We start from the raw sequence: 18,028 nt of genomic DNA on the forward strand, positions 1-18,028 counted from the left end.
GTGGCTCGTCACGCATGCCAAGTGTCAGGTTTTCCTAACCTCCAATTAAATTACGTCACCACCGGGGCCAATGGGTTGAGGGGCTGGCGATGCGCGCGCGCTTGGTGCAATCCGGGCGGGATGCAGCAGGCCGATCCGACCCGACCCGCAATCGCGCCCGGCCTGCCGCCCGAGCCGCCGCCGCAGCCGGTATTCGCGGTCGAGGGCAACCGGCTGACCTTGCTCGACACCGGCCCGCGGCGGCTGGGTGCGCTGCTCGAGCTGATCGAGGGCGCGCGCGTCTCGCTGCGGCTGCTCTACTATATCTACACCGACGATGCCGTTGGCGAACGCGTGCGCGATGCCATGACCGCGGCGGTCGCGCGGGGCGTGGACGTGACACTGATCGTCGACGGGCTGGGCAGCGATCCCGCTTATGACAACGACTTCTTCGCGCCGCTGCGCGAGGCGGGGGGCAATGTCTGCTTCTTCGTGCCGCGGCTTGGCCGCCGATACCTGCTGCGCAACCACCAGAAGGTCGCGCTGGCCGATGCCGAGACGGCGGAGGCGCGCGTCATCATTGGCGGGTTCAACATCCAGGACGATTATTTCGGCGCGCCGGGCAGCGATGGCTGGCGCGACCTGGGGTTGCTGGTGGAAGGGCCTGCGGCGGCGCGGCTCGGCGGCTATTTCGACGCGCTGTGGCGCTGGGCGAAGCGGCCGCGCGCGCCGTTGCGCGTGCTGCGCAAGGCGCTGGCGGACTGGAGCGAGCCCGAGGGCAAGTTGCGCTGGCTGATGGGCGGGCCGACGCGGCGGCTGTCGCCCTGGGCACGCGCGGTGCGGCGCGACCTCAAGCATGCGCGGCGGATCGACATCCTCGCCGCCTATTTCTTCCCGAGTCCCGCGATGCTGCTGCGCCTCGGCCGCGCGGCGCGGCGCGGCGGGCAGGTGCGGGTGGTGCTCCCGTCGATCACCGACAATGCGCTGACGATCTGGGCGGCGCGCTTCACCTATCGCGGGCTGCTGCGGCGCGGGGTGCGGATCTTCGAGTATCTGCCGACCAAGCTGCACACCAAATTGTTCGTGATCGACGACGCGGTACAGATCGGATCGGCCAATTTCGACATGCGCAGCCTGTTCCTCAACCTCGAGGTGATGCTGCGCATCGAGGACCGCGCCTTTGCCGCGCATGTCCGCGCCTATGTCGATGCCGAGGTGGGGAGGTCCCTCGAAGTGACGCCCGAACTGCATCGCGCGCGCACGGGTCTCTGGACCCGGATCAAGCAGGCGGCGGTGTATCTGGTGGTGGGCGTGCTCGACTATCGTTTGACGCGATTGCTCAATTTCGGGCCGCGCGACTGACCCCGGACGCACGCGCCCGGGGCCGATCGGGTCACTTGACCTCGGCGAGCGCCTTCTCGGTCTTGGCGAGCACCTCGGGGGTCAGCTTGTCGGCGGCATAGCCCGACAGCTGGTTGAGGCTCATGCCCTTGAACATCTCATAGGATTCGTGGGTGGTGAGGCCGGGCAGGTTGGCTTCGAGCGCCGCCTTCGCCTTGGCGTCCGCGACGATATCCTGGATCGGCGTATCGAGGTTGAACTTGGCGGCTGCGGCGGGCGCCGCGGGCACTGCAGGCGCAGCCGGTGCGGCCGGCGGGTTGCCGGTCTGGGCGGCGGCCATGGGGGCGAGCGTAACGGCCGCGAGGGCGGCGCACAGGGCAGTCTTCATCGGGGTAAAATCCCTCCCAACGGCACGCGGGAATCGCGGCCGACCCATCGGGCGGCGCGGAGCCTAGCGCGGCGCGGCGGCCGGCGCGAGAGGGCCCATGGTGACGATCCAGAAATCGGGCGGCGCGCCGAAGCGCAGCGGCAGCACGCTGGTGCCGATCCCGCCCGAGATGATCGTGGTGCGACCGGGTTCGCGAATCATGCCGCAGGCGTAGCGCTCGCCATGGTGCGAGGCGGTGGCGAGATAGCCGATCACGGGAAGCACGATCTGGCCGCAATGCGTGTGCCCGGCGAGGACGAGCCCGAAACGCGGCGGCAGCAGCGGCGCGATGTCCGGGCTGTGGCTCAGCGCCACCGTGGGGCCGGGCAGCGCTGCGGCGGCGCGGGTGAGCGCTGCGACATCGGCGTTGCGGGTATGGATGTCGTCGGCGCCGGTAATGGTGAGCGGCCCGGCACGCACCGCCTGATTGACGAGAACCGGGATGCCCGCCGCTTCCACCGCGCGCCGCATCGCCGGGCCGTCGCGCCAGTGATCATGGTTGCCGAGCACGGCATAGACGCCGAGCGGTGCCCGGAGACCTTTGAGCGAACCGGCGATCTCGGCCTCCGAATAGAGGCGCGTGCTGAGTGCGCGGTCGCCGCTGAAATCCCCCGCGATCAGGATGAGGTCGGGCTTCTGCGCGCTCACCTGCGCGGCGATGCGCGCCATGCGTTCCGGGCTGAGATCGGGGCCCTGGACATGGATGTCGGCAAGCAATGCGACGCGGATCGGCGGTGTGTTCGCGGGCCAGCTCTGGAAGCCGATATTGGCGTGGCGCACGATCGGATCGGCGGTGGCGTTGCGATAGCCGATGAGCGGCACCGCCAGCGCGAGCAGCAGCAGGACGGCGAGCACGCGCTTCATGGCGTCCGTCTAGCGGAACCGTTGCGGCTGCGCCATGTTCAGCCGTCATGCGCGCCTTTGCCGACCTGCTCGACCGGCTGATCTACACGCGCTCGCGCAACGCCAAGTTGCGGCTGATCGGCGCGTATTTGAAGGCGACACCCGATCCCGATCGCGGCTGGGCGCTGGCGGCGCTGACCGGAAACATCGACCTGCCCGCGGTCAAGCCCGCGATCATCCGCGCACTGGTGAACGAGCGCGTCGATCCGGTGCTGTTCCAGCTGAGCCGCGATTTCGTGGGCGACACCGCGGAAACGGTCGCGCTGATCTGGCCCGAACCCGCGGTGCCGCCGCTCGCGGACGAACCGCTGACGGTGAGCGCAGTGGTTGACCGGCTCGGCAGCCTGTCGCGATCCGACGCGCCCGCCGCGCTCGGTGCGATGCTCGACCGGCTGGAGGCAGACGAGCGCTATGCCTTGCTCAAGCTTGCCACCGGCGCGTTGCGCGTCGGGGTGTCGGCACGGCTCGCCAAGACTGCGCTGGCCGAGGCGTTCGGGCTCGACGTCGACGCGGTGGAGGAGGTGTGGCACGGGCTGCAGCCGCCCTATGCGCCGCTGTTCGACTGGGCCGAGGGGCGCGGCGCGCAGCCGACCGCGGCGGACGTGCCGGTGTTCCGCCCGTTCATGCTCGCGCATCCCCTCGAAGAGACTGAGGTCGATCTCGCCGACTACGCGGCCGAGTGGAAATGGGACGGCATTCGCGTCCAGCTCGTCCATGTCGCGGGCGAGACGCGGCTCTACAGCCGCGCGGGCGACGACATCACCGGGAGCTTTCCCGAGGTCGCGGCGGCATTCGCGACGCCGGGCGTGCTCGACGGCGAGCTGCTGGTGAAGGGCGAAGCGCAGGGGGGCGAAGGCGGCGCGGCGAGCTTCAACGCGCTCCAGCAGCGGCTCGGGCGCAAGCAGGTGCCGGCGAAGATGCTGGCGGACTATCCCGCGTTCGTGCGGCTCTACGATATCCTGTTCGACGGGGCCGAGGACTTGCGCGAGCTCGGCTGGAGCGAGCGGCGCGCGCGGCTCGAGGCGTTCGCGGCGCGGCTCGATCGCGAGCGGTTCGACGTCTCGGCGCTGATCGAGGCGGAGGATTTCGCCGCGCTGGAGGAATTGCGCGCGGGCGCCCGCGACGCAGCGATCGAGGGGGTGATGCTCAAGCGGCGCGACTCCCCCTATGTCACCGGGCGGCGCGCCGGGCTGTGGTATAAATGGAAGCGCGATCCGCTGATCGCCGACTGCGTACTGATGTACGCGCAGCGCGGGTCAGGGAAGCGCTCGTCCTTCTATTCGGACTATACGTTCGGCGCGTGGACCGGCGATCCTGCTCTTGGGGCAGAGCTGCTGCCGGTGGGCAAGGCCTATTTCGGGTTCACCGACGAGGAGCTGAAGTGGCTCGACCGCTTCGTGCGCAATCACACGGTCGCGCGGTTCGGGCCGGTGCGTGAGGTCGAGAAGACATTGGTGCTGGAGGTGGCGTTCGACTCGATCCACGTCTCGAAGCGGCACAAGTCGGGCCTGGCGATGCGCTTTCCGCGGATCAGCCGCATCCGCACCGACAAGCGCGCAAGCGAAGCCGACACGATCGCCGGCCTCGAACGTCTCGTTACTTAGGGACGTTGGCCTCCAGCTCGTCGAGCCACGGCTTGGCGGTGCCGTCGGACGGTGCGCGCCAGTCGCCGCGCGGGGAGAGCGCGCCGCCCGACGAGACCTTGGGCCCGTTGGGGATCGCGCTGCGCTTGAACTGGCTGGTCACGAAGAAGCGGAACAGGAACTTCTCCAGCCAGTGGCGGATCGTCGCGAGGTCGTACTGCGCGCGCGCCTCCGCCGGGATGCCGAGCGGCCATTCGCCTGCGCTCGCGTCCTTCCAGGCGTGCCAGGCGAGGAAGGCGATTTTCGACGGCGCCAGGCCGTGGCGCACGGTATAGTGGAGGAAGAAGTCGTTGAGCCCGTACGGCCCGACCTTGTCCTCGGTGCTTTGCAGCGCGCCATTGGCATCGGCGGGGACGAGCTCGGGCGAGATTTCCTGCGCGAGGATCGCTTCGAGTACCTTGTCGGTTTCCGCGTCGAACTGGCCGGTCGCGACGCACCAGCGGATCAGGAACTGGATCAGCGTCTTGGGCACGCCGGCATTGACCGCATAGTGCGACATATGGTCGCCGACGCCATAGGTGCACCAGCCGAGCGCGAGTTCGCTGAGGTCGCCGGTGCCGACGACGAAGCCGCCGCGCTGGTTGGCGAGGCGGAAGAGATAGTCGGTCCGCAGGCCCGCCTGCACATTCTCGAAGGTGATGTCGTAGACCGGCTCGCCATCGGCATAGGGGTGGCCCATGTCGGTGAGCAGCTGGCGCGCGGCGGGGCGGATGTCGATCTCCTCGCCGGTGATGCCGAGCGCCTTCATCAGCGCCCATGCATTGGACTTGGTGCCTTCGCCGGTCGCGAAGCCGGGCATGGTGAAGCCGAGGATGTTGGCGCGCGGCAGGCCGAGCCGGTCCATCGCCTTGGCCGCGACGATCAGCGCATGGGTGGAGTCGAGCCCGCCCGAGATGCCGATCACCAGTTTCTGCGATCCCGTCGCCGCGATACGCTTGCGCAGCCCCTCGACCTGGATGTTGAAGGCCTCGTAGCAATCCTCGTCGAGCTTGCCGGGCGTGTTGGGAACGAAGGGATAGCGGCGGATCTTCCGATGCAGGCCGATGTCGTCGAAGCCGGCATCGTGGCGAAAGCAGATGCGGCGGAACTCGGTTTCCGGGTGCCCGAGTGCAGCGGCACTGTCGTTGAAGGTGCCGAAGCGCATCCGCTCCTGGCGGATCCGCGCGACGTCGATATCGGCGAGGACGATCTCCGCCTCGACATCGAACCGGCCCGAGGCGGCGAGCAGCTCGCCGAGCTCGTAGATCAGGCTCTGCCCGTCCCAGGCGAGGTCGGTGGTGCTCTCGCCCGGGCCGGCGGCGGAGAAGACATAGGCGCCGACGCCGCGCTCCGACTGCGCCGCGCACAGCATGGCACGCTGGCGCGCCTTGCCGATCAGGACGTTGGAGGCCGAGAGGTTGCAGAGGATCGTCGCGCCGGCGAGCGCGCCATAAGTCGAAGGCGGGATCGGCGCCCAGAAATCCTCGCAGATCTCGGCATGGAAGACGAAGTCCGGCAGATCCTCGGCGGCGAAGATCAGGTCGGTGCCGAACGGCGCAGTTTGTCCGGCCAGCTCGATCTCGCCCGAAAGGCCGGCGCCCGAGGCGAACCAGCGCTTCTCGTAATATTCACGGTAATTGGGGAGGAAGGTCTTGGGCACCACGCCCAGAACCCGCCCCCGCGCGATCACCACGGCGCAATTGTAGAGGCGGTTGTTGCGCTCGAGCGCGGCGCCGACGACCAGCACGGGCTTGAGCTTGGCGCTCGCGGCGACCAGTTCGGCGAGACCCTGCCGGGTCGCACGCAGCACCGCGTCCTGGAGATGCAGGTCGTCGAGCGCATAGCCGGAGATGCCGAGCTCAGTGAAGACCAGCAGGTCCGCGCCGGCGGCGTCGCCCTGTTTCGCGAGCTCGATATGCGACGCGGTGTTGGCGGCGATGTCGCCCGCGCTCGCGCTCGGGGTGCAGGCGCCGACGCGCACCAGCCCGTGCGCGTGAATCGAATGGAAACGGTGCTTCGCCATTAGCGGATCGCCTCCCCCAGCATCTCCAACGCCACCCGCATGCATTCGATCCGAGTCGGTCCGCGCCCGATATCACCGAAATGCTTCTCGCGATGCACGGTTTCACGGCCATCGCGCGCGCAGGCGAAATGGACCAGGCCCGGCTCGTCGTCAGGTCCGCCAGGCCCGGCGAAACCTGTGATCGACAGCGCGACATCGGCATGGCTGCCAGCCAGCGCGCCCTCGGCCATCGCCACCGCCACTTCGCGGCTCACCGCGCCGCAGCTTTCGACGAAGTCACGCGCCAGGCCGAGCAGCTCGCACTTGGCCTCGATCGAGTAGGTGACGAAGCCGCGTTCGAAGGTCGAGCTCACCCCTTCGACATCGGTGAGCAGCGAGGCGAGCATGCCGCCGGTGCAGCTTTCGGCAGTGGCGAGGCTGAGGTCTTTCGCGCAGGCGGCTTCGAGCACGTCGCGTGCGGCGCGGTCCACTTCGTCGGGCAGGACCGGAGAAAGGGTTTCGGTCATCGCCCCGGCTTTAGCCCCGCCGGAACGCGGATGCCACTAAAGCGATCAGGCGCTCTTTTCGGCGTAGATCATCCGGCCTTCGCCGAGCAGGCTGAAGACCTTGTCCAGCTCCCGCTCGCCCACCGCGAAGCAGCCCTGGCTGCGGCCGAGCTTGCCATGCTTCGCGATCATGTCGGAATTGGAATACCAGGCGGCGTGGATCACGATGGCGCGGTCGAGCGCATTGTTGTTGGTGGCATCGAGGCCGATCAGCCGCTGCGAGAGCTGGTGCTGGCCGACATAATAGTTGGCGGCGAGGAACGCGCCCTCGCACGTCGCTTCGGAATTCACCTCGTTCGAGAAGCGCTGGAGCATGCCGGTATGCTCGGGATCCGAGCCGATGCCGTGCGCGACGAGCATCGAGCGCGTCAGGCCGTTGTGCAGGTCGACGAGGTGGAAGCGCAGCCGCGACGAGGGCATCGAGAAATCGGCGATCGCGATGCGGTCCTGCTGGCGGATTCGGCTGCCATGGCGCTGCAGCGCGGCCATCGCGCGCTGGAACAGCTCGGGCCGGATGCCGCGCGGAGCGACGATGGTGGGCGTGGCCTGTGCCACGGGCGTCGCGACCGGCGGCGGCGTGGGGACGGGAACCGGCGGGGCTGGAACCGCGGCGGTCGAGACGGTGCGCGCGGCGCAGCCGGCAAGCAGCCCGGTGCCCGCGACCGCAGCCGCCGATTTCAAAAACGCGCGGCGCGTGGCCACGGCTTCCATCATCTCACTCATGCGCTCACTGCGCCCCGACAAAACTCGCTCTCTCCTAGGAATATAGCAAATGATCGTCGCGATTCGCCTGAACAAGTTCCGGCTTTGGCACCGTTTCACCCCGCCTGCGGCCCGGTTTGTCGTGGTTGGACGGCCCGGAACGGGACCATACGGATCACGGATTCAGCTTTGAATCGATGCACCTGCATGGCACGAATTCGGTGAATCGCCGTTAACCATGGGCGAGTCGAGGTGGAGAATTGCGTAGTGCGGGCAAGGTTGCGGGCGGCGCTGGCGAGTGGACTTGGGCTCGCGCTCGCCGCCGCCGCGCCCGCCGCCGCGCAGCAGGTTCGCGCCACCGGGACCGACGAGGTGCTGCTGCGCAACGGGCAATGGGCGTGGCTCGACGAAGCAACCTACCAGAAGGCCGGCGGGCCCGGCGCGATCTCGATCCTGATCAGCCTGCCGGGCCAGATCGCCTATGTCTATCGCGACGGGGTGCTGATCGCCGCGTCCACCGTCTCGACCGGCAAGCGCGGCAAGTCGACCCCGCCGGGCGAGTTCACCATCCTGCAGAAGCGCGTGTTCCACCGCTCCAATCTCTACAGCAACGCGCCGATGCCGTTCATGCAGCGGCTGACCTGGACGGGGATCGCGCTGCATGCCGGACATCTGCCGGGCTATCCCGCCTCGCACGGCTGCATCCGCTTCCCGCGCGAGTTCGCGAAGCGGCTGTTCGAGATCACCGAGCTGGGCGGGCAGGTGTCGGTCGTGGACTATGAGATCGTCGATCCGCGCGTGCGGCGCGGCGTGCCGCGGCTGGTGCCCGAGCAGATCGCCAAGGCGGCCGAGCCGCCCTTCCTGCGCGCCGACCTCGCCGCATTCCGCACCGTCGGGTTCGACGTCGTCACCGCGAGCAACGACGTGATCATCCCCGGGGTCGAGCTGCGCGACGTGGTGAGCGACGGCGGCGTCCCCTACGCCCCGCTGAAGCCGGTGCTGCAGAAGTCGCCACAGCGACGGCGTTAGTCCGTCGCAGGCGGCGGTCCCGCATAGTTCACCGGCGCGACCGTCCAGGCGAAGGGGCGCAGCGGCCCGCCGAGCGCGGCGACGAGCGCGTCCTCGATGCGGCGGCGGCTTTCCGCGGCGATCGCCTTACGGCCGGGGAAATCGCGCGGATCGAAGGGTTCGAGGAAGGTGATGCGCAACGGGAAGCTGTGCTTGCGCGCGAGCACGCGGCGGGCATTGTTGAGGCCGCCTTCCTCACCGATCCAGCCGATCTCCTCGCCGACCTCGCCGTAATCGAGGAGGACGGGCTGGACCATCACCCCCGGCGGCGGCGGCTCGAGCACGCGCAGCATCGGCGTCTTGAACGGCAGCAGCGACTTGCCGTCGGTGGTGGTGCCTTCGGGAAACACGGTGATCGCCCAGTTCTCGGCAAGCGCATCGCGCAGCTCGTTGATCTGCTCGGCCACGCCCATGCGGTTCTCGCGCTTGACGTAGACGGTGCGGTTGAGGCTCGCGAGCCAGCCGACCACCGGCGCCGTGCCGATCTCCGCCTTGGCGACGAACGCGGTGCCGCTGGCGCCGCCCAATGCGAGGATGTCGATCCAGGAGAGGTGGTTGGAGATGTAGAATACGTCGCGGCGGAGCGGGGTGCCGATGGTCCGCACCCGCGCGCCCGCGATCCGCGCGGCGCGGCCGAGAAACCAGCGCGGCCACGGCGATGGCAGGCGCAGCAGCCGCCACAGATAGTGCATCGGCACATGGATGAGCACCGCGAGCAGGAGCAGCCCGACGCGGCGCCAGAAGCGAAAGGATTCGGATGGCGAGAGGGCGGTCTTCTCACCTTGCGCAGCGGCCAGGCGGCGATTGTCGATCTGCGAACCCACCACTGCCCCCGTTTATCCCCGGACCCGATCCGGAATGTCGAAGTGCCGGCCTTCTACCGCGGCGCCGGGCAGAAGGAACAGTGCTTCGACATTCCGGATCGGGTCGGGCAGCGATCAGGTCCGGGGTCGAAAGGAGAGCGGAGGATGGCGGCCGGCATAACGGTCGGGGATGCGCGGCGAGCGGTGGATGCGGTCGAAGATCACATGCTGCCGGTCGGACTTCGCCGTGGCGTCCTCGGGCGGCTGATCGTCTTTCATCATGCGTCTCGCGTCGCCATGCGGAACAGCGTCCCCGCGGTCACCCACAGGCCGGCGAAGAAGGCGGTCAGCACGATCACGTCGCGCGGCCAGATCGGCCCGTCGGCGCCCAGATCGCCCGCCACCGCGATCACGCCCACCACGAGCTGGACCGCTGCCGCAGTCAGCAGCGCGCGGCCCATCCCCGCAGGCTTGAACCGCGCAATGCACGCGCCGCCGACGATGATCGCGATCACCGCCGCAAACATCAGATTGGCATCATTGTTCTCGCTGCCGATGACGCCGACCGCGAGGTTGATCCAGATCAGCAGGAACAGCCCCAGCGTGGTCAGCACCGATGCCGCGCGATAGGCGAAGCTCGGCGCGCGGCTGGCGAGGAAATCATAGGCGCCAAGGATGCTGGCGAACAGCATGCCCATCACCACGAAGTCCGACGCGGTCCAGTCGACCTCGCTGGTGAAGCGCATCGCGATCGCCGGCACGCACAGCAAGACGGCCGCCGCGCTCCAGCGCGCCACGCGCCACCAGTTGATCTGCTTCGTCTGTGTGATCGCCGTCATGCCGCAAACCCCATCGTGATGAGGCCGCTTCTCCTGCGCGCCGCTGGTGAGCGTCATGAGCGAAGTCTGAGGCTTCGCTGAAAAGCGGCGGGTGCGGCCTAGAACAGCCGCCCGCCATTGGGCACTGCGACGCTCGGGTGGAACAGCACCACCTTCCCGTCCGCATCCGGGAAACCGAGCGTCAGCACCTCGGAGCGCATCGGCCCGATCTGGCGCGGCGGGAAGTTGACCACCGCCGCCACCTGCCGCCCCGGCAGCTCGTCGAGGGCATAATGTTCGGTGATCTGCGCCGAGGAGCGTTTGACCCCGATCGCCGGGCCGAAATCGATCGTCAGCTTGTAGGCCGGCTTGCGCGCTTCGGGAAACGGTTCGGCGGCGATGATCGTGCCGACGCGGATGTCGACCGCGAGGAACTGGTCGAAGCTGATTTCCGCCGCGGCCGGCGCCGTGGCGTCGTGGCTCATGTGCATGGCCTAGAGGCTCGCCCCGTCGAACTTGTGGATGGTCAGCGAATCGAGATCGATATCGTCGGCGCAGCGCAGGTTGATCGCCGCCATCGCCTGGTCGTCCGGCCCGACGCCGCCGCCATAGGGCGCGCAGCCGCAGATCTTGCAGAAGGTGTGGCGGATATTGTGGCGGTTGAACTGGTAGATCGTCGTCGCATCGGGATCGCCATGTGCGGTGAACTGGTCGGCGGGCGCGAAGTGGAGCAGATAGCCCTTGCGGCGGCACATCGAGCAGTTGCACGCCAGCGCCGCGGTCGGCGCGTCGCCCTCGAGCGTATAGCTCATATCGCCGCAATGGCAGCTTCCGGTGACGGGCATTTCGGCTCTCCCTCGTTGACAGGCTCGCCGTGGTTCGCACAGTCGCGCCCGGAAGGAAACCGCATGGCCGTGAAGCTGCATCCCGACTGGCTCGAGCCGCTCCAGCGCGAGTTCGACGCCCCCTATATGGCGTCGCTCCGCCAGTTCCTGGTCGACGAGAAGGCGGCGGGCAAGCGCATCTTTCCCAGGGGCGGCGACTGGTTTCGCGCGCTCGACCTGACCCCGCCGCAGGATGTGCGCGTCGTGATCCTGGGACAGGACCCCTATCATGGCGAGGGGCAGGCGCATGGCCTGTGCTTCTCGGTCCAGCCTGGCGTGCGCGTGCCGCCGAGCCTGGTCAACATCTACAAGGAGCTGGAGAGCGACCTTGGCATCCCGCCCGCGCGCCACGGCTTTCTCGAACATTGGGCGAAGCAGGGGGTGCTGCTGCTCAACAACTGCCTGACGGTCGAGATGGGCCGCGCCGCCTCGCACCAGGGCCGCGGCTGGGAGAAGTTCACCGACGCGGTGGTGGCGCACGTCAACGCCAGCGAGAAGCCGGTGGTGTTCATGCTGTGGGGCAGCCACGCGCAGCGCAAGGCGCCGTCGGTCGCGCCGCGCCACCTCGTCCTCAAGTCGGTCCACCCTTCGCCGCTGTCGGCGCATGGCGGCTTCTTCGGCTGCCGCCATTTCTCGAAGGCGAACGAGTTTCTGGAAGCGAACGGCCGCGGCACGATCGACTGGGCGTTGCCCCCATTATGAAGTGAGGACAACGCCAGCCGGGAGGACCCTCAGAAGCTGATCCGCGCCGCCACGCGGATGTCGCGCCCGGCGAGCGGCACGAAATCCTTGGTGAACGATGCATGCCGCCGCGCCTCGACGTCGAAGATGTTGTTGGCGGAGAGGATGAGGGCGGTCTCGCGCTTCTCGCCGAACGGGTGCCAAGTGAGCGAGGCGTTGACCAGCGTGAAGGCCGGCGTCTCGGTCTCGAACGTGGCGACGCGCGACTGGCGGGTGGAATGCTCGACCTCGACCCGGCCGCCGAACTGGCCCTGGCTCGCGTCGAGCCCGGCGAGCACGCGGAACGGCGGGATGCGCGGCACCGGGCTGCCGTCGTCGAGCTCGGCATTCACATAGTCGGCGACGAGGTTGCCGGAGAGCGAGAAGGAACCCGACCGCAACAGGGTCGCCGAAATCTCGCCTTCGATCCCGTAATAGCGCGCGTCAGCCTGCAGATACTGGAAGATCGGCAGCTCGAACTCGTCGCTCTCGAACATCTCGCCGGTGTCGGTTTCGTAGATGTAGTTGTCGAACCAGTTGGCATATCCGCTGATCTGGAACCGCACCGGCCCGGCGCGGCCGCGCGCATAGAGTTCGAGACCCCAGCTCTTCTCCAGCGCGAAATCGGGATTGCCGACCTCATAGGCCTGAGTCGCGACGTGCGGGCCGTTGGAGAACAGCTCCTCGCCCGACGGCGCGCGCACCGCGCGCGAGCCGTTGATCCCGATCTTGACCTCCGGCGCCACCTCATAGGACAGCCCGACCGCGCCCGAAAAGGCGTCGAAACCGCGGTCGACCCGCACCAGCGGCGCATCCTCGTCGAGCCCGATCTTGACCGCGTTGGAGCGGACATCGGTATGTTCGTAGCGCGCGGCGAACTCGAGCCCGAGCTTGCCGAGATTGACCTCCTGCAGCGTGAACAGGCCATATTGGTCGGTGGTGTTGGGCGGTACGAACGCCTCCTCGCCCACCGCGGAGAAGTTGCGGGTCAGGCCCTGGAAGCCGATCACGCCGCGCCACCCGCCACGGTCCGCCTGGACCAGCTCGAGCCGCCCTTCGAACGCTTCGGAATTGAACACCGTGCCGACGTCGGGGCCCTCGAACTCGGTATGCTCATAATCGGCATAGCCGGCACGCACGCGGATCTTGTCGAGGAAGCCGCCGCCGACATTGACTTCGCCGCGCATGTCGGCGCGCCACTGCTTCATGCCGATCGTCACGGCGCCATGGTCGTGGCCCTCTTCCTCTTCGCCTTCCTCATGATCATGGCCAGCGGCCGGGCGCTCGGGCACGCCATATTTGGTGTCGTAATAGCCGACCGAGAAACCCAGGCTGCCGCCATCGTTGATCAGCGCGACGCCGCCGCCCAGCGTATAGGTTTCGGTGCCACTGTTGGGCAGCCGTCCGCGGCTGTTGGCGAGCGCGGTCGCCTCCGCCGCTTCCTCGGTATGGCCTTCTTCGGTCTCTTCCGCGGCGATCGCCAGCTGTTCGGCGCGCAGCGGCGCGCTCAGGATATAGCCGCCGGTGCGCAGATCGTCGGTCTTGCGATAGGTGCCGTCGAGATGGAGCACGATCTGCGGCGTCAGCGCGACATCGGCCGCCGCGCCGCCGCTGCGCTCGTCCGCCGCCGAGCCATAGGTGCCGATCGCGTCGACATGGTATCCATTCTCGGGCACCGCGCGCGGGATGCGGCGGTCGATCACGTTGACCGCGCCGCCGATCGCCTGGCTGCCGAACAGCAGCACCGCGGGGCCGCGCAGCACCTCGATCCGCTCGGCGGTGAGCGGGTCGATCGTCACCGCATGATCGGCCGAGGTGTTGGAGACGTCGAGCGAGCCGAGCCCGTCGGTCAGCACGCGTACGCGCTCGCCCTGGAAGCCGCGCAGCACCGGCCGCGACGCGCCCGGACTGAACGAGGTCGCCGAGACGCCCGGCACGCGGGTCAGCGTGTCGCCGATCTGCCCGCGGATATCGCGCACCAGCTCGTCGCCCGACACCACCGAGGTGCCCGCGAGCAGGTCGAGATCGGCGACATAGGGGGCGGTGATCACGACATCGGCGTCCGCGTCGCCATGCACGGTGCTGCGACTCGTGCGATCCTGCTCCTGATGCTCGCTGGTCTGCGCGAGCGCGGGAAAGGCAAAGGCGGTGGTGGCGAGGAGGAGAGTGAGACGCTTCATGATACGCGGTCCTTCGACATGAACCGCGCCGCTCTAATTGCTATGTTACACCATCACAAGCCTTGATCGGCGGATCGGCGCCGTTATTGCCGCAGTGCGGCAATTATAACGCAGCTGCGTCCAGCGCCAGCCCTGCGCGGCGATGCGCGGCGACCAGCGTGTTGCGCAGCAGGCAGGCGATCGTCATCGGCCCGACGCCGCCCGGTACCGGCGTGATCGCACCGGCGACCGATGCCGCGCTGTCGAATTCGACATCGCCGGTCAGTGCGCCGTCGACGCGGTTGATGCCGACATCGATCACGCAAGCGCCGGGCTTGAGCCACTCGCCCTTGACGAAGCCGGCGCGGCCCACTGCCGCGACGACGATGTCGGCGCGCGCGACATGCCCCGGCAGATCCTTCGTGCGCGAATGCGCCAGCGTCACGGTGCAGCTCGCCTGAGTCAGCAATGCCGCCATCGGCTTGCCGACGATGTTCGAGCGCCCGATCACGATCGCGTCGAGACCCGAAAGGTCGCCGAGCTGATCCTTGAGCAGCATCAGGCAGCCGAGCGGGGTGCAGGGGACGAAGCCCTCGATCCCCGCCGCTAGGCGGCCTGCATTGACCGGGTGGAAGCCGTCGACATCCTTGTCGGGGTCGATCCGCAGCAGCACTGCCTGCTCGTCGAGCTGCGCGGGCAGCGGGAGTTGGACGAGGATGCCGTCAACTTGCGCGTCGGCATTGAGCTGGTCGACGAGCGCGATCAGTGTCGTCTGGTCGGTGTCGGCGGGCAGGCGATGCTCGAAGCTCGCCATGTTGGCGGCGAGCGTCGCCTTGCCCTTGCTGCGGACATAGACCGAAGAGGCCGGGTCCTCGCCCACCAGCACCACCGCGAGCCCGGCCTTGCGCCCGGCCTGCGCCTCGAATGCCGCCGCCGCCTCGCCCACCCGGGCGCGCAGGCGTTCGGCGAATGCCTTGCCGTCGATGATCTCAGCCGTCATGCGCCGCCCCATATAGTTTCGCCGCGATTCCCGCCAGCACCGACGCGTCGCCGGTGATGTTCAGCCGCTTGAGCCGGGCGGTCTCGCCTGCGATCAGCTTCACGTCGCGCTTCGCCACGCCAAAGGTCTTTGCGACCAATTCAGTCAATGCCGCGTTGGCCGCTCCCTCGACCGGCGGCGCGGCGAGCCGGGCGGCGAAATGCTCGGACGTGCCGGCCAGGAACGCGTTCTTCGAGGCACGCGGCGTCACGCGCACCGCAATGCGGATGCCGTCGGCAGTTGCCTGCCAGGGCCGCGTCAAAGCCCCGGGCTGACCAGCGCCGCGTCGAGATTCGGGATCACCGCATAGTTGATCACGGCGATCAGGATCAGCACCACGAACGGCGCGAAGTCCATCGGGCCGGTATCGGGCAGGACGCGGCGGATCGGGCGGTAGATCGGTTCGGTCAGCGTGTTGAGCCCGCGCCACAGCGCGCTCACAAAGTCGTTATAGGTATTGATCACGTTGAACGCGATCAGGATCGACAGGATCGCCTGGACGACGATGATCCACCACAGCACGTTCAGCAGGATCTGGACGATGTCGAAGGTGATCGCGAGAGCGGTATCCAACAGGGGCCTCCGGAGTTTTCTTGGCGCTTCTACCGGAAAGCCCGGCACAGCGGCAACCGTGTTAGCTATATAATACGGCTCAGCGATGAACCAAGGTGCCCGCGCCCTGCGTGGTGAAGATTTCGAGCAGCATCGAATGCGGCACGCGTCCGTCCAGAATGACTGCGGCGTCGACTCCGGCATCGACCGCGGCGACGCACGTCTCGACCTTGGGGATCATTCCGCCGCTGATCGTGCCGTCGGCCTTGAGCGCGGCGATGCGGCCGGGATCGAGATCGGTGAGCAGCTCCTTGTCCTTGCTCAGCACGCCCGGCACGTCGGTGAGCAGGAAGAAGCGCGACGCGCCCAGCGCGCCCGCGATTGCGCCCGCCATGGTGTCGGCGTTGATGTTGTAGGTGTGCCCGTCCGCACCCAGCGCGATCGGCGCGATCACCGGGATGAAACCCTGCGCCGAGAGCGTCGTCAGCACGCTCGCATCGACCGCCACCGGCTCGCCGACGAAGCCGAGATCGACATGCCGCTCGATCCCTTGCAGGGGATCGGCCTCGCTGCGCGAAACCTTCTTCGCGGTGACGAGGCCGGAATCCTTGCCCGAGATGCCGAGCGCCTTGCCGCCCGCGGCGCTGATCCAGGAGACGATCTCCTTGTTGATCGATCCGGCGAGGACCATTTCGGCGATCCGCGCGGTCTCGGCGTCGGTGACGCGCAGGCCGCCCACGAACTGCGATTCGACGCCGAGCCGCTTGAGCATCTGCCCGATCTGCGGCCCGCCGCCATGCACCACGACCGGGTTGATGCCGACCGCCTTGAGCAGCACGACATCCTCGGCGAAGTCGCGCGCCAGCTCGGGATCGCCCATCGCGTGGCCGCCATATTTCACGACGAAGGTCTTGCCCGCGTAGCGCTGCATATAGGGCAGCGCGTCGGTCAGCGTCTCCGCCTTGGCGAGCATCTTGGGGTCGGGGGCATGATCGGTCATGCCGCGCCCTTAGCGTGAGTTGCCGGGATGCGAAAGCGAGCGGAGGGGGCGGCATTCGAAAGCTGTCGGCACCGCCGCGAAGTTGACGATGTTACGCGGAACGCGATTCATTCTGTCAACTTCGTCGCCTTTGTCTCGCAGGTGTCAGTCGGGCAAACCGTGCGGATCGACGAAATCAAAGAGCGGTGCTGGGCACCGAACGACGCAAGCAAATGAGTTCCAACATTGCAAGCGGGGTCGCTAATGGGTGGAGAGCGGATAGGCAGCTTGGGCTTGGCAAACCGCGAGAGCTGACGATCAGATCAGAGTGAACGAAACGTCCGCGTCGAACTCCCGTCGCGCATCCGCAAACACCTCCGCCACTCCGGAGAATAGTGGAGTGAACCTCGAATCGAGATTGCCAGTGTTGCGCACCGTCACAGAAAACGGCGGCTCCAATTTGTTGATCCCGCCCGACAGACTATCATAAAGCGCGTTCAGATTGTGGCCGTGCCAGGAGGGGGCGCCAAGTTCGGGCAGAAGGGCTGCGAAGAAATCGTCCGTCGCAATCCACCCTGTGGCATCAAGTGTGATCGCCTTCATCTTTTTAAGGTGCCAGCGCATCCGAATGTCCGCAATGGCGCGTTAGCGGCCGTACCCGTCCTCGTTAGTCCGTCCCTGTGCCGGGATGGCGGACGAGGAGATGGCGCGGCCAGCGATTAGGGCGTCTTCTCAGGCGCTGCGGTCCAGACTCCGCCCGATCGCGACGAAGCCAGCGATCAGCGCCGGGATCAGCACGATCGACAGCACGACCTTGGCGAGCATCTGTCCCGCCAGCAGATGGCCGATCGGGAATTCGCCGTAGAAAGCGACGGTGATGAAGATCAGCGTGTCGACGATCTGGCTGAGCACGCCGGCGATCGCGCCGCGCAGCCACATCATCTTGCCGCCCTCGCGCTTCAACGCACTGAAGATGGTGACGTTGAGCAGCTGCGACGCGCCATAGGCGGTGATCCCGCCCAGCCAGATGCGCCAGGTGCCGCCCATCATCATGTCGAACGCGGCGCGGCGCTCGGCGGGCATGTCGGTGGCGGGTGGCAGCGTCAGCACCAAAGCGGTCAGCGCGATCGAGGCGAGCAGGGGGATGAAGCCGAGCAGCACCAGCCGGTTCGCGACCGCGCGCCCGTGCATCTCGGCGACCGCGCTCGACACGGCGACGAGCAGCAGGAAGGCGAAGATCCCCGCTTCCACCGCGAGCGGCCCCAGCGCCACCTGCTTGTTGCCGAGCACGCCCGCGATGCAGACCATGCCGCCGTAGAAGATCGAAAGGGTGAAGAGCGAGCGCGAGAGCGGAGCCGGTGAAGTCATGGCCGTTGCTAACGCGGTTTGTCCCGGCACGGAAGATGCGAGCTCGGGTCAGACTCATTCCTCCCCCTGAGGGGGAGGGGGACCGCCGCGAAGCGG

21 protein-coding genes are annotated in these 18,028 nt (G+C 67.8%); 4 read left to right on the forward strand and 17 right to left on the reverse strand.

From position 1 onward, the window contains the following. The first annotated feature begins 120 nt into the window (after positions 1-120). Complete coding sequence (locus tag OK349_RS13200; RefSeq protein ID WP_265118254.1) at positions 121-1,341, forward strand: phospholipase D-like domain-containing protein; 1,221 nt, start codon at positions 121-123, stop codon at positions 1,339-1,341. A 31-nt stretch (positions 1,342-1,372) separates the two neighbouring features. Here OK349_RS13200 and OK349_RS13205 read toward each other — a convergent pair whose 3' ends face one another. Both OK349_RS13205 and OK349_RS13210 read right to left on the reverse strand, forming a co-directional pair. Continuing rightward, a complete protein-coding gene (locus OK349_RS13205; protein ID WP_265118255.1) occupies positions 1,373-1,708 on the reverse strand; it encodes a hypothetical protein in 336 nt (111 codons plus the stop codon). A 63-nt stretch (positions 1,709-1,771) separates the two neighbouring features. Beyond that, positions 1,772-2,611, reverse strand: a complete 840-nt coding sequence (locus OK349_RS13210) for a metallophosphoesterase (protein ID WP_265118256.1) — start codon at positions 2,609-2,611, stop codon at positions 1,772-1,774. A 47-nt stretch (positions 2,612-2,658) separates the two neighbouring features. On the opposite strand from OK349_RS13210, the gene OK349_RS13215 reads away from it, so the two are divergent. Beyond that, complete coding sequence (locus OK349_RS13215; protein WP_265118257.1) at positions 2,659-4,254, forward strand: cisplatin damage response ATP-dependent DNA ligase; 1,596 nt, start codon at positions 2,659-2,661, stop codon at positions 4,252-4,254. On the opposite strand, the gene OK349_RS13220 is transcribed toward OK349_RS13215, so the two are convergent. The 3 genes from OK349_RS13220 to OK349_RS13230 are packed head-to-tail and all read right to left on the reverse strand — an operon-like array spanning position 4,247 to position 7,563. Then, a complete protein-coding gene (locus tag OK349_RS13220) occupies positions 4,247-6,295 on the reverse strand; it encodes an NAD(+) synthase (RefSeq protein ID WP_265118258.1) in 2,049 nt (682 codons plus the stop codon). The genes OK349_RS13215 and OK349_RS13220 overlap by 8 nt on opposite strands. Next, positions 6,295-6,801: a CinA family protein gene (locus OK349_RS13225; protein WP_265118259.1), complete on the reverse strand. Its 507-nt coding sequence runs from the start codon at positions 6,799-6,801 to the stop codon at positions 6,295-6,297. Before OK349_RS13225 ends, OK349_RS13220 begins: the two co-directional genes overlap by 1 nt. Before the next feature lie 45 nt (positions 6,802-6,846). Continuing rightward, on the reverse strand, positions 6,847-7,563 hold the full coding sequence (locus OK349_RS13230) for a murein L,D-transpeptidase catalytic domain family protein (RefSeq protein ID WP_265118260.1): 717 nt from the start codon (positions 7,561-7,563) through the stop codon (positions 6,847-6,849). Positions 7,564-7,809: 246 nt separating this feature from the next. Between OK349_RS13230 and OK349_RS13235 the strand changes: the two genes are divergently transcribed. Further along, entirely contained in the window at positions 7,810-8,571 is a 762-nt protein-coding gene (locus OK349_RS13235) for a L,D-transpeptidase family protein (RefSeq protein ID WP_265118261.1), read from the forward strand. Here the strand turns inward: OK349_RS13235 and OK349_RS13240 are convergent. The 5 genes from OK349_RS13240 to OK349_RS13260 form a co-directional block, all read right to left on the reverse strand. Next, a complete protein-coding gene (locus OK349_RS13240) occupies positions 8,568-9,302 on the reverse strand; it encodes a lysophospholipid acyltransferase family protein (RefSeq protein WP_265118615.1) in 735 nt (244 codons plus the stop codon). The genes OK349_RS13235 and OK349_RS13240 overlap by 4 nt on opposite strands. A gap of 246 nt (positions 9,303-9,548) precedes the next feature. Next, positions 9,549-9,695 carry a hypothetical protein gene (locus OK349_RS13245; RefSeq protein WP_265118262.1) on the reverse strand — a complete coding sequence of 49 codons (147 nt, stop codon included), beginning with the start codon at positions 9,693-9,695 and terminating at the stop codon, positions 9,549-9,551. Next, on the reverse strand, positions 9,692-10,252 hold the full coding sequence (locus tag OK349_RS13250; protein ID WP_265118263.1) for a hypothetical protein: 561 nt from the start codon (positions 10,250-10,252) through the stop codon (positions 9,692-9,694). The genes OK349_RS13245 and OK349_RS13250 overlap by 4 nt, the downstream gene beginning before the upstream one ends. Positions 10,253-10,350: 98 nt before the next feature. Then, a complete protein-coding gene (locus OK349_RS13255; protein ID WP_265118264.1) occupies positions 10,351-10,722 on the reverse strand; it encodes a tRNA-binding protein in 372 nt (123 codons plus the stop codon). Positions 10,723-10,725: 3 nt separating this feature from the next. After that, positions 10,726-11,076, reverse strand: a complete 351-nt coding sequence (locus OK349_RS13260; RefSeq protein WP_265118265.1) for a GFA family protein — start codon at positions 11,074-11,076, stop codon at positions 10,726-10,728. 63 nt (positions 11,077-11,139) lie between these two features. Here OK349_RS13260 and ung point away from each other — a divergent pair, with 63 nt between their 5' ends. Continuing rightward, a complete protein-coding gene (gene ung, locus OK349_RS13265) occupies positions 11,140-11,817 on the forward strand; it encodes a uracil-DNA glycosylase (RefSeq protein ID WP_265118266.1) in 678 nt (225 codons plus the stop codon). A gap of 29 nt (positions 11,818-11,846) precedes the next feature. On the opposite strand, the gene OK349_RS13270 is transcribed toward ung, so the two are convergent. The 7 genes from OK349_RS13270 to OK349_RS13300 all read right to left on the reverse strand — a co-directional run bounded on the left by OK349_RS13270 (position 11,847) and on the right by OK349_RS13300 (position 17,932). Beyond that, positions 11,847-14,015, reverse strand: a complete 2,169-nt coding sequence (locus OK349_RS13270; protein ID WP_265118267.1) for a TonB-dependent receptor — start codon at positions 14,013-14,015, stop codon at positions 11,847-11,849. 103 nt (positions 14,016-14,118) lie between these two features. Then, the gene (gene folD / locus OK349_RS13275) at positions 14,119-14,994 is read right to left on the reverse strand and encodes a bifunctional methylenetetrahydrofolate dehydrogenase/methenyltetrahydrofolate cyclohydrolase FolD (protein WP_265118268.1); all 876 of its coding nucleotides are present in this window, start codon (positions 14,992-14,994) and stop codon (positions 14,119-14,121) included. After that, the gene (locus OK349_RS13280) at positions 14,984-15,295 is read right to left on the reverse strand and encodes a DUF167 domain-containing protein (RefSeq protein ID WP_265118269.1); all 312 of its coding nucleotides are present in this window, start codon (positions 15,293-15,295) and stop codon (positions 14,984-14,986) included. The genes folD and OK349_RS13280 overlap by 11 nt, the downstream gene beginning before the upstream one ends. After that, positions 15,292-15,606 carry a YggT family protein gene (locus OK349_RS13285; protein ID WP_265118270.1) on the reverse strand — a complete coding sequence of 105 codons (315 nt, stop codon included), beginning with the start codon at positions 15,604-15,606 and terminating at the stop codon, positions 15,292-15,294. Before OK349_RS13285 ends, OK349_RS13280 begins: the two co-directional genes overlap by 4 nt. A gap of 79 nt (positions 15,607-15,685) precedes the next feature. After that, on the reverse strand, positions 15,686-16,585 hold the full coding sequence (gene argB, locus OK349_RS13290; RefSeq protein WP_265118271.1) for an acetylglutamate kinase: 900 nt from the start codon (positions 16,583-16,585) through the stop codon (positions 15,686-15,688). A 297-nt stretch (positions 16,586-16,882) separates the two neighbouring features. Next, positions 16,883-17,188: a barstar family protein gene (locus tag OK349_RS13295; protein ID WP_265118272.1), complete on the reverse strand. Its 306-nt coding sequence runs from the start codon at positions 17,186-17,188 to the stop codon at positions 16,883-16,885. Between the two features lie 108 nt (positions 17,189-17,296). Further along, the gene (locus OK349_RS13300; protein WP_265118273.1) at positions 17,297-17,932 is read right to left on the reverse strand and encodes a queuosine precursor transporter; all 636 of its coding nucleotides are present in this window, start codon (positions 17,930-17,932) and stop codon (positions 17,297-17,299) included. Between the last annotated feature and the right edge of the window lie 96 nt (positions 17,933-18,028).

Source organism: Sphingomonas sp. BT-65 (assembly GCF_026107375.2).
Classification (GTDB): Bacteria; Pseudomonadota; Alphaproteobacteria; order Sphingomonadales; family Sphingomonadaceae; genus Sphingomonas.

Excerpts from the sequence above, each read along its gene's own strand:
- OK349_RS13200 (WP_265118254.1), top strand. The coding sequence starts at position 121 with ATGCAGCAGGCCGATCCGACCCGACCCGCAATCGCGCCCGGCCTGCCG.
- OK349_RS13205 (WP_265118255.1), bottom strand. The coding sequence starts at position 1,708 with ATGAAGACTGCCCTGTGCGCCGCCCTCGCGGCCGTTACGCTCGCCCCC.
- OK349_RS13210 (WP_265118256.1), bottom strand. The coding sequence starts at position 2,611 with ATGAAGCGCGTGCTCGCCGTCCTGCTGCTGCTCGCGCTGGCGGTGCCG.
- OK349_RS13215 (WP_265118257.1), top strand. The coding sequence starts at position 2,659 with ATGCGCGCCTTTGCCGACCTGCTCGACCGGCTGATCTACACGCGCTCG.
- OK349_RS13220 (WP_265118258.1), bottom strand. The coding sequence starts at position 6,295 with ATGGCGAAGCACCGTTTCCATTCGATTCACGCGCACGGGCTGGTGCGC.
- OK349_RS13225 (WP_265118259.1), bottom strand. The coding sequence starts at position 6,801 with ATGACCGAAACCCTTTCTCCGGTCCTGCCCGACGAAGTGGACCGCGCC.
- OK349_RS13230 (WP_265118260.1), bottom strand. The coding sequence starts at position 7,563 with ATGAGTGAGATGATGGAAGCCGTGGCCACGCGCCGCGCGTTTTTGAAA.
- OK349_RS13240 (WP_265118615.1), bottom strand. The coding sequence starts at position 9,302 with ATGCACTATCTGTGGCGGCTGCTGCGCCTGCCATCGCCGTGGCCGCGC.
- OK349_RS13245 (WP_265118262.1), bottom strand. The coding sequence starts at position 9,695 with ATGATGAAAGACGATCAGCCGCCCGAGGACGCCACGGCGAAGTCCGAC.
- OK349_RS13250 (WP_265118263.1), bottom strand. The coding sequence starts at position 10,252 with ATGACGGCGATCACACAGACGAAGCAGATCAACTGGTGGCGCGTGGCG.
- OK349_RS13255 (WP_265118264.1), bottom strand. The coding sequence starts at position 10,722 with ATGCACATGAGCCACGACGCCACGGCGCCGGCCGCGGCGGAAATCAGC.
- OK349_RS13260 (WP_265118265.1), bottom strand. The coding sequence starts at position 11,076 with ATGCCCGTCACCGGAAGCTGCCATTGCGGCGATATGAGCTATACGCTC.
- ung (WP_265118266.1), top strand. The coding sequence starts at position 11,140 with ATGGCCGTGAAGCTGCATCCCGACTGGCTCGAGCCGCTCCAGCGCGAG.
- OK349_RS13270 (WP_265118267.1), bottom strand. The coding sequence starts at position 14,015 with ATGAAGCGTCTCACTCTCCTCCTCGCCACCACCGCCTTTGCCTTTCCC.
- folD (WP_265118268.1), bottom strand. The coding sequence starts at position 14,994 with ATGACGGCTGAGATCATCGACGGCAAGGCATTCGCCGAACGCCTGCGC.
- argB (WP_265118271.1), bottom strand. The coding sequence starts at position 16,585 with ATGACCGATCATGCCCCCGACCCCAAGATGCTCGCCAAGGCGGAGACG.
- OK349_RS13295 (WP_265118272.1), bottom strand. The coding sequence starts at position 17,188 with ATGCGCTGGCACCTTAAAAAGATGAAGGCGATCACACTTGATGCCACA.
- OK349_RS13300 (WP_265118273.1), bottom strand. The coding sequence starts at position 17,932 with ATGACTTCACCGGCTCCGCTCTCGCGCTCGCTCTTCACCCTTTCGATC.